Source organism: Thiopseudomonas denitrificans, from assembly GCF_002866065.1.
Taxonomy (GTDB): Bacteria; Pseudomonadota; Gammaproteobacteria; order Pseudomonadales; family Pseudomonadaceae; genus Thiopseudomonas; species Thiopseudomonas denitrificans.
This window is the reverse complement of record NZ_LNJZ01000009.1, coordinates 258170-272012: the sequence shown is the minus strand read 5'-3', so window position 1 is coordinate 272012 and position 13843 is coordinate 258170. Positions and strand designations below refer to the sequence as shown.

Sequence of the window (13843 nt, the reverse complement as noted above, 5' to 3'; positions counted from 1 at the left end):
CTATTTTGATGCAAGTTGACCATGACTAACAAGGGCTGGCGCGAAGCGCTGACCACCTATTCCAGTCCGGCCGTGCTGGCCCTGCTGCTGCTCGGGTTTGCTGCCGGCCTGCCGTACATGCTGGTGTTCTCCACGCTGTCGGTCTGGCTGCGCGAGGCCGGCGTGGCACGCGAAACCATCGGCTATGCCAGCCTGATCGGCCTGGCCTATGCCTTCAAGTGGGTCTGGTCGCCGATGCTGGACCAGTGGAAGCTGCCCTTGCTCGGGCGCATGGGGCGGCGGCGCTCCTGGCTGATCCTGTCACAGATCCTGGTGGCCATCGGGCTGGCCGGCATGGCCTTCAGCAACCCGCAGACACACCTGGCAGTGCTGGTGGCACTGGCAGTGATGGTGGCTTTCGCTTCGGCCACCCAGGATATCGCGGTGGACGCCTACCGCCTCGAAATTGTCGAGAACGAACGCCAGGCCGCGCTGGCCGCCAGCTACATGGCCGGTTACCGGGTGGCGGCACTGCTGGCCACCGCCGGCGCGTTGTATTTTGCCGAGTGGTTCGGCTCGACCGGCCTGCAATACCGGCATTCGGCCTGGGCCAGTACTTACCTGCTGTTTGCATTGCTGATGCTGCCGGGCATGCTGACCACCCTGTGGATGAAAGAGCCAAAGCTGAAGCTGGATGAAACAGCGGATCGTGTGCCCTATGCCCTGAGTCATCAGCTGGTGTCGATTGTGGTGCTGATGGTACTGCTGATCTCGGTGCCGGCCATGCTGACCCAGTATTACCACACCAACTTCCACCCGTTTCTGCGCGGTTCGCAAAGCCTGGCCGACCTGTTTTTCACCGACCGGGCATTTCTGCGCGGCCTGATGTACAGCCTGTTCATTGTTGCCTGTCTGTCTTCGTTCGGGCGCCGGGGGCTGGCTCCGGTGCTGACGCCGGTGAACGATTTTATCGTTCGTTATCGCTGGCAGGCCTTGTTGTTGCTCGGACTCGTCGCCACTTACCGCATGTCGGACACGGTGATGGGCGTGATGGCCAATGTGTTTTATATTGACCAGGGCTTCACCAAGGACCAGATTGCCGGGGTCAGCAAGGTCTTCGGCCTGATCATGACCTTGCTGGGGGCCGGTGCCGGCGGTGTGCTGATTGTGCGTTTCGGCATCATGCCGATCCTGCTGCTGGGCGGCATTGCCTCGGCGGCGACCAACCTGATGTTTGTCATGCTCAGTGGCATGGGCGCGCACATGCAGATGCTGGTGGTGACCATCTCCTGCGACAACTTTAGTGCCGGGATGGCGACGGCGGCCTTTGTCGCCTATCTGTCCAGCCTGACCAATTTGCGCTTTTCGGCCACCCAGTATGCGCTGCTGAGCTCGATCATGTTGTTATTGCCGCGCCTGATTGGCGGTTATTCCGGCGTGATGGTGGACAAACTGGGTTATGCCAACTTTTTTTACGCCACGGCGCTGCTGGGCGTGCCCACCGTACTGCTGATCATCTGGCAGTGGCGTCTGGATGCACGCCAGAAGAAATAGGCGACGGGCCGGGTTTTACACACCCTGGAAGGGAGGGGTATATGCAAGGTTTTTTATGGTTTTTCTTGTTGCTGCCGCTGCTGGAGCTGTATGTGCTGATCAAGGTCGGCAGCGAGATTGGCGCATTGAGCGTGGTGTTGTGGATCATCTTCAGCGCCATCGCCGGCATTTTCTGCATCCGCATGGCGGGCGTGGCCACCGCGTTCAGTGTGCGCGAGCGCATGGCGCGGGGCGAGGTGCCGGATGACGCCATGCTGACCGGCCTGTTGTGGGTGATCGGGGGCGTGCTGCTGTTCATTCCCGGCTTCATCAGTGATGCCGCCGGTGTGCTCTGCATCCTGCCGGTGACCCGTTACTGGCTGATCCGGCGCATGCGTCGCGGCATGCCGCAGGCGGATATCCGTGCCGGATATGGCGAATACCGGCAGAGCCGCACGCAGGGGAGCCACGATGAGCGTGAAGTCCACATCATCGAGGGTGAGTACGAGCGCAAGGACAAGGACTAAACCGGGCCTGTGGCTCCCGTTTTGTGGTTGCCAGCGGATGGTCACGGGGTTGCCGGGCCGGTTGCGGCGCGGGCCCGCTGTCCCGGGATATTTATTGTGCCGGTCCCTTGAAATGCGTTTTGCCAGCCCCATATAGCTTGCACCAGTTACTGTGGCACACCCCGGTGTGCTCAACGGATGTCCGGATACCCTGTCCGGAACATCCTTTTTCATCAAGGGCAGGCAATGCATGTCTGCCGGTTGTTAATTGTCCGTTAGGAGAGATCGAGAATGAAGCTTCGTCCTCTGCATGATCGTGTGGTTATCCGCCGTAGTGAAGAAGAAACCAAAACCGCCGGTGGCATCGTGCTGCCCGGTTCAGCCGCTGAAAAACCCAATCAGGGTGAAATCGTTGCCGTCGGTACCGGCCGCGTGCTGGACAACGGTGAAGTGCGCGCCCTGGCCGTCAAGGTGGGTGACAAGGTGGTGTTCGGTCCATATTCCGGCAGCAATACCGTCAAGGTTGACGGTGAAGACCTGCTGGTGATGAACGAGAGCGAGATTCTGGCCGTTATCGAAGGCTGATCTGTCTTTTTTTCACGATTGAAACAATCCAGAAGAATTTTGAGGTAAACATCAAATGGCTGCAAAAGAAGTTAAGTTCGGCGATGCCGGCCGTAAAAAAATGCTTACTGGCGTTAACACCCTGGCTGACGCGGTAAAGGCTACCCTGGGTCCAAAGGGTCGTAACGTAGTGCTGGAGCGCAGCTTTGGCGCACCGGTCATCACCAAAGACGGCGTTTCCGTTGCCAAAGAAATCGAACTGAAAGACCGTTTCGAGAACATGGGTGCGCAACTGGTTAAAGACGTTGCCTCCAAGGCCAACGACGAAGCCGGTGACGGCACCACCACCGCCACCGTACTGGCGCAGGCCATCGTTAACGAAGGTCTGAAAGCCGTTGCCGCCGGCATGAACCCGATGGATCTGAAGCGTGGCATCGACAAGGCTACCGCCGCCATCGTCGAGCAACTGAAGGCTCAGGCCAAGCCCTGTGCCGACTCCAAGGCCATCGCGCAAGTGGGCACCATCTCTGCCAACTCCGACAGCACCATCGGTGACATCATCGCCGAAGCCATGGAAAAAGTCGGTAAAGAAGGTGTGATCACCGTTGAGGAAGGTTCCGGTCTGGAAAACGAGCTGTCCGTGGTTGAGGGCATGCAGTTTGACCGTGGCTACCTGTCTCCGTACTTCATCAACAAGCCGGACACCATGGTGGCCGAGCTGGAAGACCCGCTGCTGCTGCTGGTTGACAAGAAAATCTCCAACATCCGCGAGCTGCTGCCCGTGCTGGAAGCCGTTGCCAAGGCCGGTCGTCCGCTGCTGATCGTGGCTGAAGACGTTGAAGGCGAAGCGCTGGCCACTCTGGTGGTCAACAACATGCGTGGCATCGTTAAAGTAGCTGCCGTTAAAGCCCCCGGCTTTGGCGACCGCCGCAAGGCCATGCTGCAGGACATCGCCATCCTGACCGGTGGTACCGTGGTTTCCGAAGAAGTCGGCCTGAGCCTGGACACCACTACCCTTGAGCACCTGGGTCACGCCAAGCGCGTAGTTCTGGACAAGGACAACACCACCATCATCGATGGTGCCGGCCAGCAGGCTGACATCGAGGCCCGTGTTGCCCAGATCCGCAAGCAGATCGAAGACACCACTTCCGACTACGACAAAGAGAAGCTGCAAGAGCGTCTGGCCAAACTGGCTGGCGGTGTTGCCGTGATCAAGGTTGGCGCTGCCACCGAAGTCGAGATGAAAGAGAAGAAAGCCCGCGTTGAAGACGCGCTGCACGCTACCCGTGCCGCCGTTGAAGAAGGCGTGGTACCTGGCGGCGGTGTCGCTCTGGTACGTGCGCTGCTGGCCATCGAAGGCCTGACCGGCGACAACGAAGAGCAGAACGTGGGTATTGCCCTGCTGCGTCGTGCGGTTGAAGCACCTCTGCGCCAGATCGTGGCCAACGCCGGCGACGAAGCCAGCGTAGTGGTGGACAAGGTCAAGCAGGGCGAAGGCAACTTCGGCTACAACGCTGCTAGCGGCGAGTATGGCGACATGATTGCCATGGGTATCCTGGACCCGGCCAAAGTGACCCGTTCTGCACTGCAGGCGGCGGCTTCCATTGGCGGTCTGATGATCACCACCGAGGCCATGATTGCCGAAGTCAAAGACGACTCGGCTGCCCCTGCAATGCCTGACATGGGCGGCATGGGTGGTATGGGCGGCATGGGCATGATGTAATCGCCCCGTCCCTGTGACACAAAAAACCGCGCTCCGGGAAACCGGGCGCGGTTTTTTTGTTTCTTGATTGTGCTAGCATCAAGCGTCAGCACCGGCGGCCTGCCAGAAAACAGGAATTGATACATGACTCATGCACAACAGGATGTCGCAACACGGTTGAAGAATCATTTTTCCGTGCGGGTCATCAACGAGGCCCACTACATGGCCGAATGCTGGCATGACAGTCAGCGTGCCACCTGGACACCGGATACCGCCCGCAACCTGCAACAGGCCGCCGGGCGCTTGCAGCGTTATGCCGAGCGCTATGAGCAGCGGGAGCACCAGGAGATTGCAGCTCAAGTGCTGCAGGTCATGCAGCAGGTGGCTTCCGATCAGGGCCGGTTGACGACCGCCACCATCGAGGTGCTTGACCTGTTGATGCAGCGTTTGTGTGAAGCCCGTCTGCAGCTGGCCAGCGACCAGGCAATGCCTGATGCGGAACAGGTGCGAACACGCAGCAAACCGCTGTATCTGGCTCTGGATGACCGTGGCCAGGCCGAGTTGCTGGCCACGCAACTGGCGTTTTACGGCATGCAGGCACAGGTTCTGCATGATGCTGCCGGATTGCGGGAGGCCTTCGGGAAGCGTTATCCGCTGGCACTGATCATGGATGTGGACTTCGTCGCGGAAGGGCAGGGACTGGTGCTGGTTGCCGAAGTCCAGTCGCGGGCAGAAGCCAGGGTGCCGGTGGTGTTCTTCAGCAGCGACAGGGCGGATGCAATGATCCGGCTGGCTGCGGTACGCATTGGTGGCGAGGCTTTCCTGCAGGGTGAGCTGGAGGCACCGGCAATCCTCGAAGTGATCGAGACGACCGTGGTGCCGGGCATGCGCGAACCCAGCCGGGTGTTGGTCGTTGATGACTCCAGGGCGCAGTCGATGCTGACGGCACGGGTGCTGAACTCTGCGGTGATCATGACCCGTACCGTGCACAACCCGACACTGGCATTGCGGGAGCTGGATGAGTTCAACCCGGATCTGGTCATTCTGGACATGTACATGCCGGAATGCTCTGGGCCGGAGCTGGCCAGAATGATCCGGCAATGCGACCGCTTCGACAGCATTCCGATCATTTACCAGTCGGCCGAAGAAGATCTGGACAAGCAGCTGTGGGCCATGCAGCAGGGCGCGGATGACTTTCTTACCAAACCGGTCAGGCCCAACGTACTGATTGCCACGGTACGCAACCGGGTGGCCCGGGCACGCGGTCTCAAGGCGCGCATGGTCAGGGATAGCCTGACCGGCTTGTACAACCATACGCATATCCAGCAGCTGCTGGAGGAAAGCCATGAGCGGGCCCGCCGGCTGTCACGCCGGCTTTCGGTGGTGATGCTGGATATCGACCATTTCAAGCAGGTTAATGATACCCATGGCCATCCGCTGGGTGACCGGGTGATCAAGAGTCTGGCCATGCTGCTCAAGCAGCGTTTGCGCAAGAGCGACATGATTGGCCGTTATGGCGGCGAGGAGTTTGTCCTGATCCTGCCGGATGCCGACGGAATCCAGGCAGCAGCTGTGGTCAACGAATTGCTTGAGCGCTTCCGGCACATGGACTTCCAGGGCGTGAGCGGTGCGTTCAGCTGCTCGTTCAGTGCCGGTGTCGCCGAGTGCCGACCGGATCAGGATCAGCCGGCGCTGGACTGGATCACTCTGGCCGACCAGGCGTTGTATAGTGCCAAGAGCCGGGGCCGGAACCAGGTCGTGATTGCCTGAAACCACTACAGCTTGCCTGACAGAAGTACTGCCGGGAAGCTGCAGCCGCTGTCAGTGCGGCTCTGGCGCCTTGCTTCTGGCCTCGGCGGCGGCGCTGCGAATTCTTTCCAGCAGGTGCTTGGAGGCGTAGCCGTCCTGCGGCAGGTCCTGGAGTTGCTGGAAGCCACGGATGGCCTTGCGTGTATTGACGCCAATGATGCCATCGGCGGTACCGGTAGCCAGTCCCAGGTCATTGAGCAGCTGTTGCAACTCCAGCCGTTCGCTGCGGCTCAGCGGCAGGTCTTCGGTGGGCCAGCGGTGCAGGCTGAAGTGCTCTCCCTGCAGCCCGTTGGCCAGCAGGCCGACAGCCAGCGCGTAGGCTGTCGAGTTGTTGTAACGCAGAATGCTGCGGAAGTTGTTGAGCTGCAGGTAGGCCGGGCCACGGTAGCCGGCCGGCAGGAAGATGCTGGCTTCCTGCTGCAGCTGTTCAGCGCTGAGCGAGGCGGCCCCGTCCAGCTCCACCCCGAGTTGCAGCCATTCAGCCAGCGGCTTGCGTTGCTCGCCGTCGGCCAGGGCATGGTCGAACAGCGTTGGCAGCCGTACTTCATGGCCCCAGCCGGCACCACGCTGCCAGCCCGAGTTGTTGAGGTAGTTGGCTGCCGAGGCGAGGGCGTCGGCGCTCGAATTCCAGATATCGCGCTTGCCGTTACCGTCAAAATCTACTGCGTGTTCCAGATAGGTGGTCGGCATGAACTGGGTTTGCCCCATCGCGCCGGCCCATGAACCGATCATTGCCCTGGAACTGACATCGCCATTTTGCAAAATGCGCAGGGCAGCCATCAGCTGGTCTTCCCAGAATGCCGCACGGCGGCCGTGCCAGGCCAGGGTGGCCAGTGAGCGGATGATGTTCTTGTCGCCCATTTGCTGGCCATAATTGCTTTCCATGCCCCAGATGGCAACCAGGGTATAGCGGTCAACACCGTAGCGTTCCTCGATCAGGTCCAGGGTGCGCCGGTGTTCCGCCAGCACTGCCTTGCCGCGGGCAATGCGCCAGGAGGAGAGCGCGCCTTCCAGATACTGCCAGACCGGGCGGGTAAATTCGGGCTGGCTTTCGTCGGCGCGGATGATCGAGGGGTCGGCGCTGATACCGGTGAATGCCTGCTCCAGCGCCCAGCCTTCAATGCCGGCGTTGCGTGCCGTGCGGGTGAATTCTGTCAGCCACTGTTCGAAGGAACGTGATTGCTGTGTGCCGGCGGGCGCACCGGTTCCGGCCGGTGTAGCGTACAGGGGGCCGGTAACGGCCAGCCCGAGCAGGGTGGCAAGTGCCAGTGTGGGCAGTTTTGACATGGGTGGAGTCCTGAAAAATGTCGCACAAGTCTAGCATTTTCTGCCGCCGGACCGGAGCAGGTTTTGCCGGCGGACTGATTCCCGTGTCGTGCTTCAATCACCGGAGCTGCAGCGGGCTGCGCGGAACAGCCGGGCCAGCCCGGCGGTCGAGCTGTCGCAGGCGGCTGTGCCGGCATCGCTGTTCAGCAACGGATAAATCCGCTCGCCCAGCTGCTTGCCCAGTTCGACACCCCACTGGTCAAAGGCATTGATGCCCCAGATCACGCTCTGGATGTAGGTCCTGTTTTCGTACAGGGCGATCAGGGCGCCAAGATGGTGCGGGTCAAGCTGTGGCAACACCAGGGTATTGCTGGGCCGGTTGCCGGGAATCACCTTGTGTGGAGCCAGCCGGGCCACGTCGGCCTCGTCCATGCCGGCGGCGCGCAGCTCTTCTGTGGCCTGCTGCAGGGATTTGCCCTGCATCAGCGCCTGGCTTTGCGACAGGCAGTTGGCGTACAGCCATTGCTGGTGATCGGCCACCGGGTTGAGGCTGCGGGCGGAAATGATGAAGTCGGCCGGAACCATCTGGGTGCCCTGCAGTAGCAGCTGGTGATAGGCGTGCTGGCCGTTGGTGCCGATGTTGCCCCAGATCACCGGGCCGCTGCTGTAGTCCAGCGGCTGGCCGTCATGGCGGACCCGCTTGCCGCTGGACTCCATGTCCAGCTGTTGCAGGTGATCGGGCAGGCTGCGCAGGTAGTTGTCATAAGGCAGCACGGCGTGGCTTTGCGCGCCATGAAAGTTGGCATACCAGATGCCCAGCAGCGCCATGATGACAGGCATGTTATCTGCCAGCGGAGCGTTCAGGGCGTGCAGGTCCATGGCGTGTGCGCCGGCCAGCATGGCCTTGAAGTTGTCCATGCCGGTCATCAGGGCAATGGGCAGGCCGATCGCCGACCAGAGCGAGTAGCGCCCGCCGACCCAGTCCCACATGGGCAGAATGTTCTTTTCGGTGATGCCGAAAGCGACCGCTTTTTCGACATTGCTGGACACTGCGATGAAGTGGCGGCACAGCTGCTCGTGCGGGCAGCCCTGCGCCAGCAGCCACCGGCGAGCGGCCTCGGCGTTTTTCAGGGTTTCCAGGGTGCCGAATGACTTGCTGGAGACGATGAACAGGGTGCGCCCGGCATTGAGCTGGCGGCTGATCTGGTAAAACTCGCTGCTGTCGATATTGGTCAGAAAGTGGCAGCGCAGCCCGCCGCAGGCAAAAGGCTGCAGGGCTTCCACCGCCAGTTGCGGGCCGAGGAAGGAGCCGCCGATACCGATGTTGACGATATCGGTGATGCCCTGGCCAGCAAAGCCTTGCCACTGGCCGCTATGTACCTGTGCCACCAGCTCGGCCATGCGTTCGTGTACCTGCCGCACCTCGGTGAGGATGTCGTGGCCGTCGAGCATGAGCTGTCCGTGCGCGGGGCGGCGCAGGGCGCTGTGCAGGGCCGGGCGCTGCTCGGTGGTGTTGACGATGTCGCCCCGGTACTGGGCCGCCAGCGCTGCGGGAACGCCGGCCTGTGCGGCCAGCTGCAGCAGCAGGTCCAGCGTGGGAACGTCGATCAGGTTTTTCGAGTAATCCAGCAACATGCCCTGGTGGCTGAGCGAAAAACGGGCGAAGCGCTGCGGATCAAGATCGAAGGCTGCGGGCATGGAAAAGCCGTGCATGGCAGCCCGTTGTGTCTGCAACGACTGCCAGGCGGGAAGGGTGAGCGGGTTAACGGGAGAAAAAGCCTGCTGCATCCTGATGTCCTTATGTTGAGTACAACGCCAATCGTCATTGTGGCCATGGTGCCGAAACGCGGAAAACCGCCCTGCCGGTGCAGGGGCGTCCGCAGCCGGCCGGAGTGATCCATGCACAACGCTACACGCCCGCGTTGCATTGCAGGGAGACCCTTAAAGGTTGGTTTAAATATTAGCACCGAAGTGACAGCGCCGGGAAAGCACAAACGCTTTCATTGATCTGTGCAACAAGAGCATGCTGATCAGGAGGGAAGGCGCGTGCGGTATTGCCGTTACCGCACGCGTGCCCGGAGGTTTTTACGCCAGTTGTACCGGAATGGCGTTGCTGCTGTGGCTCAGCGAGCCGTCGGCCGCCATGTACAGCAGGCGTGGCTGGTGGGTATCCAGTTCGTGCTCTTCGTAGTGGCAGTAGGCGCAGATGATCAGGCGGTCGCCGACACTGGCCTTGTGCGCTGCCGCACCGTTGACGGAAATGATGCGCGAACCGGCTTCGCCACGGATGGCGTAGGTGGTGAAGCGCTCGCCGTTGTCGACGTTGTAGATCTGGATTTGCTCGTATTCACGAATGCCGGACATGTCCAGCCAGTCACCGTCGATGGCGCAGGAGCCTTCGTAGTCCACCACTGCGTGGGTGGTAATCGCCCGGTGCAGTTTGGCTTTGAGCAGTATGGTTTGCATCAGTGTTTCTACCTCTAATCTGGTGGTGCGTAGCAAGGTGCCGGACAGGTTCAGGGTTGCACGTCGAACTCGATGTTGTCGATCAGGCGTGTATTGCCAAGAAAGGCCGCAGCCAGCATGACCAGTCGGCGGCTGTCGGCATTGGCCGGTTGCAGGCTGTCCGCTTCGCGCAGTTCCAGGTAATCCGGTTGCATGCCGGCTTCTGTCAGCTCCTGGGCGGCCTGCTGCAACAGGGCAGCGTAATCGCGGCGTCCGGACCGTATCCGGGCAACGCTTTGTTGTAGGCAGCCATGCAGGGCAGGTGCTGTTTTGCGTTGCGCGGCGTCAAGATACCCGTTTCGCGAGGATAATGCGAGCCCGTCGCTGTCGCGGACAATGGGCGCCCCGATGATCTGCACCGGAATATTCAGCTCGCTGACCATTTTGCGGATTACCGTCAGTTGCTGATAGTCCTTTTCGCCAAACACTGCCAGGTCGGGCTGAACCATGTTGAACAACTTGGTGACCACGGTGGCGACACCGTCGAAATGCCCCGGACGGCTGCCGCCGCACAGGCCCTCGCTGACCTCCGGTACATGCACCAGGCAGTGGTTGTCCATGCCGTTCGGGTACATCAGGGCATCAGTCGGCGTGAACAGCAGGGCGCAACCGGCGGCGGCCAGTTTATCCTGGTCGGCGGCCAGGGTGCGCGGGTAGCTGTCGAGGTCCTCATTGGGGCCGAACTGCAGCGGGTTGACGAAAATGCTCGCCACGACAAAGTCGGCGTGCTGCCGTGCGGTGGCAATCAGGGACATGTGCCCGGCATGCAGGTTGCCCATGGTGGGGACGAAAGCGATGCGCCGGCCATTCAGGCGGGCTTGACGGACCTGCTCGCGCAGGGCGGTGATGTTGTCAACGGTAATCATGATCTAGGCTTTGAATTCGTGTTCCGGCGCGGGAAAGCGCCCCTGTTTGACGGCGTCGGCATAGGCCGCGATGGCGCCTTCGATGGAGCCGGCTTCCGGCATGAAATTGCGGACGAACTTTGGTGTGAAGCCGGTCAGTGACATGCCGAGCATGTCATGCAGGACCAGCACCTGGCCATCGGTATCCGGGCCGGCACCAATGCCGATGACCGGCACGGCTGCCGCTGCGGTGACTTCAGCCGCCAGGCTGCCGGGTACGCATTCGAGCAACAGCATGGCCGCGCCGGCCTGCTCCAGTGCCTGTGCATCTGCCTTGAGCCGTGCGGCTGCTTCGGCGTCGCGGCCCTGTACCTTGTAACCGCCAAAGACATTGACCGACTGCGGCGTCAGGCCCAGGTGAATGCAGGCGGGAATGCCACGCTGTGCCAGCCCGGTGACGGCCTCGCACAGCCAGTCGCCGCCTTCCAGCTTCACCATGTGGGCACCGGCACGCATCAGCATGGCGCTCTGGCGGTAGATTTCCTCGAGGCTTGCAGTGGCCATGAATGGCAGGTCGGCGACAATCAGGGCGCCCCTGTTGCCACGCTTGACGCTGGCCGTGTGATAGGCCACATCCTCGATGGTCACCGGCAGGGTGCTGTCACGGCCCTGCAGAACCATGCCGAGCGAGTCGCCGACCAGCAGCGTCTCGATACCGGCCGCGCACGAGGTGGCGGCAAAGGTGGCGTCATAGCAGGTCAGCATGGTGATTTTTTCGCCGCGTGCCTTGTGCTCCAGCAGGGTGGTCAGGGTGATGTCAGGCATGGTGGCTGCTCCTTTTGGCGATCCTCGCCGGCGCGGCGGGATGGCTGTGATGCAAGGTTTTACGAGAGTTGTCGTTATGGAGCCAGACGGTGCAGGCTGCTGTCCTGTGGACACTGCAGGAGCAGGTCGACCAGAAGACGGCCGTCGGGCAATTGTAAATCAGCGCAGGATACCTCAGCCAAAGGGTATAAGACAAAGGGACGCTGATGCATGTGGTAATGGGGAACTTGCAGGCGTGTGTTGCTGATGCTTTGCTGGCCGATCAGCAGGATGTCCAGATCCAGGGTGCGCGGCCCCCAGCGTTCGCCCTTGCGCTCGCGGCCTTGCTCCTGCTCGATGGCTTGCAGGTGGTCGAGCAGCTGCAGTGGATCAAGGCCGGTTTCCAGCAGGGCGACCGCGTTGGTGTAGCGCGGCTGGTCGGCAGGCCCGAGCGGGGCGCTGGAGTACAGTGACGAGGTTTTCAGCAGCCGGGTCTGTGGCAGCCGGCCGATAGCCTGCAGGGCCTGCTCCAGCTGCTGGCGCGAGTCGCCCAGGTTGCTGCCAAGCCCGATATGTACCTGTTGCATCAGTGATTGCTTCCTGCCGGGCCGGTGGTACGTGCCTTGCGTTTGCGCGGACGTCGGCTCTTGCGGACCGGACCGCTCAGCTCGGTGATCATGCGGCGGCGGTCGGGTTCGCTGGCAAACTGGTAGTCGGTCCACCACTGGCCCAGATTGCCGGTGTCTTCGCCGGCATCTTCACGCAGTAGCAGAAAATCGTAAGCGGCGCGGAACCTGGGGTGAGCCAGCACGGTTTCGGCACGTTTGCCGTAGCGGTAGGGCAGGCGTTCCTGCAGGGCCCAGATTTCCTGCATCGGCATGGTAAAGCGCCTGGGAATGGCAATGCGCTGTATCTGCACCGGCAGCAGCATGTGTGCGGCTTTCTGGATGGCCGGCACGGGTGCCAGCCCTTCGGCCTGGCAACGGGCGATCAGGGGCAGCAGGCCGGGCCACAGCAGGGCGGCAAACAGGAATGCCGGGGTGACGGTCTTGCCTTCGGCCAGCCGGACATCGGTGTTGCGCAGGGCCAGGCGCACCAGGCTGGTGCAGTATTCGGGGTCCTGTTCCAGTTCGGCGGCGCTCAGCGGAAACAGCGGGGCAAACAGGTTATATTGCTGCAACAGGTCGAAGCTGTCTTCGGCACTGCCATTGAGAAAGACCTTCAGCACTTCCTCGTAGAGGCGTGCTGCCGGAATGTCGCCGAGCATCGGTGCCAGGCGGTGAATGGGCGTGGCGGTTTCCGGTGGCAGGTCAAAGCCAAGCTTGGCCGCGAAGCGGATGGCCCGCAGCATGCGCACCGGGTCTTCCTGGTAGCGGGTTTCCGGGTCACCGATCAGTCTCAGGGTACGCGCTTCCAGATCGCTCATGCCGCCGGCAAAATCGTGCAGGATGCGGTTGGCCGGGTCGTAGTACAGGGCATTGATGGTGAAGTCGCGGCGCAGGGCATCTTCTTCCAGGGTGCCATAGACATTGTCGCGCAGAATGCGCCCGCTGCTATCCATGACCGCCTTGCCGCTGGCGGCATCGCGGGCGGTATGGTTGCTGCGGAAAGTGGCCACTTCGATCATCTCGCGGCCAAACAGGACATGCACCAGCCGGAAGCGGCGGCCGATGATGCGCGAGTTGCGGAAAACCTCGCGCACCTGCTCGGGTGTGGCGCTGGTGGCCACATCAAAGTCCTTCGGGCGCTCGCCCAGCAGTGCGTCACGTACGCAGCCGCCAACCAGGAAGGCCTGGAAGCCGGCTTCCTGCAGGCGCAGGGCGACGTTGACTGCATTGCGGCTAAACAGGTCGGTGCGCAGGCCGTGCTGCTCAAAGGTCAGCTGCTGCCCTTTGGGCGCAGCAGCCTTGCGTGGCTTGCGCAGGGTACGGATCAGCTTTTTAAGCATGGCAGGGGCCTGTAAGGATATGTTGCGGCGGCTGTGCCGGGGCAGGGCGGGCCAGACGTTCTGCGCAGGCTGGTGCGCTGGCCTGAAGGCTGGACGGGTAGCGGGAGTTGTATAGAAGATTCATGGAGGCGGATTCTAGCACTGCCAGCGTCCGGGGTGAATCTGTCACGCCGTAGAACGGGAAAATAAAAGAGGAGGCCCAGGGCCTCCTCTATCTACAGCTGTGCTTTGATGTTGTTTTTGTTGTCTGGGCAGTTTTTATTTTTGTTGTGCCGGAATTTTTAGCCATTACTGTAAAAATCAGCGGATTGCTTTGAATGCTGACGTTGTCAACTGCTGTCACCCGTGCCGTTGCCGGCTGTTGTTCTTGTTGTTCCGTTGC

General features: G+C 61.5%; 12 protein-coding genes. 5 read left to right on the top strand and 7 right to left on the bottom strand.

The features are described 5' to 3' along the window. The first annotated feature begins 21 nt into the window (after positions 1-21). The 5 genes from AR306_RS10445 (at position 22) to AR306_RS10425 (ending at position 6054) form a co-directional block, all read left to right on the top strand. On the top strand, positions 22-1533 hold the full coding sequence (locus AR306_RS10445) for an AmpG family muropeptide MFS transporter (RefSeq protein WP_101497511.1): 1512 nt from the start codon (positions 22-24) through the stop codon (positions 1531-1533). Positions 1534-1574: 41 nt separating this feature from the next. Then, on the top strand, positions 1575-2039 hold the full coding sequence (locus tag AR306_RS10440; RefSeq protein ID WP_101497510.1) for an FxsA family protein: 465 nt from the start codon (positions 1575-1577) through the stop codon (positions 2037-2039). A 270-nt stretch (positions 2040-2309) separates the two neighbouring features. Beyond that, the gene (locus AR306_RS10435; RefSeq protein WP_101497509.1) at positions 2310-2603 is read left to right on the top strand and encodes a co-chaperone GroES; all 294 of its coding nucleotides are present in this window, start codon (positions 2310-2312) and stop codon (positions 2601-2603) included. Positions 2604-2658: 55 nt separating this feature from the next. Continuing rightward, complete coding sequence (gene groL, locus AR306_RS10430) at positions 2659-4305, top strand: chaperonin GroEL (RefSeq protein WP_101497508.1); 1647 nt, start codon at positions 2659-2661, stop codon at positions 4303-4305. Between the two features lie 123 nt (positions 4306-4428). Next, entirely contained in the window at positions 4429-6054 is a 1626-nt protein-coding gene (locus tag AR306_RS10425) for a GGDEF domain-containing response regulator (RefSeq protein ID WP_101497507.1), read from the top strand. A 51-nt stretch (positions 6055-6105) separates the two neighbouring features. On the opposite strand, the gene AR306_RS10420 is transcribed toward AR306_RS10425, so the two are convergent. From AR306_RS10420 to pcnB, 7 genes are all read right to left on the bottom strand, one after another. Beyond that, positions 6106-7380, bottom strand: coding sequence for a lytic murein transglycosylase (locus AR306_RS10420; RefSeq protein WP_101497506.1), 1275 nt, complete (start codon positions 7378-7380; stop codon positions 6106-6108). Between the two features lie 93 nt (positions 7381-7473). After that, the gene (pgi, locus tag AR306_RS10415) at positions 7474-9147 is read right to left on the bottom strand and encodes a glucose-6-phosphate isomerase (protein ID WP_101497505.1); all 1674 of its coding nucleotides are present in this window, start codon (positions 9145-9147) and stop codon (positions 7474-7476) included. Between the two features lie 297 nt (positions 9148-9444). After that, a complete protein-coding gene (panD, locus tag AR306_RS10410; RefSeq protein ID WP_101497504.1) occupies positions 9445-9825 on the bottom strand; it encodes an aspartate 1-decarboxylase in 381 nt (126 codons plus the stop codon). A 50-nt stretch (positions 9826-9875) separates the two neighbouring features. Next, positions 9876-10730, bottom strand: coding sequence for a pantoate--beta-alanine ligase (gene panC / locus AR306_RS10405; protein ID WP_101497503.1), 855 nt, complete (start codon positions 10728-10730; stop codon positions 9876-9878). A 3-nt stretch (positions 10731-10733) separates the two neighbouring features. Then, complete coding sequence (panB, locus tag AR306_RS10400) at positions 10734-11534, bottom strand: 3-methyl-2-oxobutanoate hydroxymethyltransferase (protein WP_101497502.1); 801 nt, start codon at positions 11532-11534, stop codon at positions 10734-10736. Between the two features lie 74 nt (positions 11535-11608). Beyond that, positions 11609-12100, bottom strand: coding sequence for a 2-amino-4-hydroxy-6-hydroxymethyldihydropteridine diphosphokinase (gene folK / locus AR306_RS10395; protein WP_101497501.1), 492 nt, complete (start codon positions 12098-12100; stop codon positions 11609-11611). Continuing rightward, positions 12100-13461, bottom strand: coding sequence for a polynucleotide adenylyltransferase PcnB (pcnB, locus tag AR306_RS10390; RefSeq protein ID WP_101497500.1), 1362 nt, complete (start codon positions 13459-13461; stop codon positions 12100-12102). Before pcnB ends, folK begins: the two co-directional genes overlap by 1 nt. Positions 13462-13843 lie beyond the last annotated feature (382 nt).

Bases quoted from the DNA above. Each gene is read 5' to 3' on its own strand.
- groL (WP_101497508.1), top strand. From the start codon at position 2,659: ATGGCTGCAAAAGAAGTTAAGTTCGGCGATGCCGGCCGTAAAAAAATG.
- panB (WP_101497502.1), bottom strand. From the start codon at position 11,534: ATGCCTGACATCACCCTGACCACCCTGCTGGAGCACAAGGCACGCGGC.
- folK (WP_101497501.1), bottom strand. From the start codon at position 12,100: ATGCAACAGGTACATATCGGGCTTGGCAGCAACCTGGGCGACTCGCGC.
- AR306_RS10445 (WP_101497511.1), top strand. From the start codon at position 22: ATGACTAACAAGGGCTGGCGCGAAGCGCTGACCACCTATTCCAGTCCG.
- pcnB (WP_101497500.1), bottom strand. From the start codon at position 13,461: ATGCTTAAAAAGCTGATCCGTACCCTGCGCAAGCCACGCAAGGCTGCT.
- pgi (WP_101497505.1), bottom strand. From the start codon at position 9,147: ATGCAGCAGGCTTTTTCTCCCGTTAACCCGCTCACCCTTCCCGCCTGG.
- AR306_RS10440 (WP_101497510.1), top strand. From the start codon at position 1,575: ATGCAAGGTTTTTTATGGTTTTTCTTGTTGCTGCCGCTGCTGGAGCTG.
- panD (WP_101497504.1), bottom strand. From the start codon at position 9,825: ATGCAAACCATACTGCTCAAAGCCAAACTGCACCGGGCGATTACCACC.
- AR306_RS10420 (WP_101497506.1), bottom strand. From the start codon at position 7,380: ATGTCAAAACTGCCCACACTGGCACTTGCCACCCTGCTCGGGCTGGCC.
- AR306_RS10425 (WP_101497507.1), top strand. From the start codon at position 4,429: ATGACTCATGCACAACAGGATGTCGCAACACGGTTGAAGAATCATTTT.
- panC (WP_101497503.1), bottom strand. From the start codon at position 10,730: ATGATTACCGTTGACAACATCACCGCCCTGCGCGAGCAGGTCCGTCAA.
- AR306_RS10435 (WP_101497509.1), top strand. From the start codon at position 2,310: ATGAAGCTTCGTCCTCTGCATGATCGTGTGGTTATCCGCCGTAGTGAA.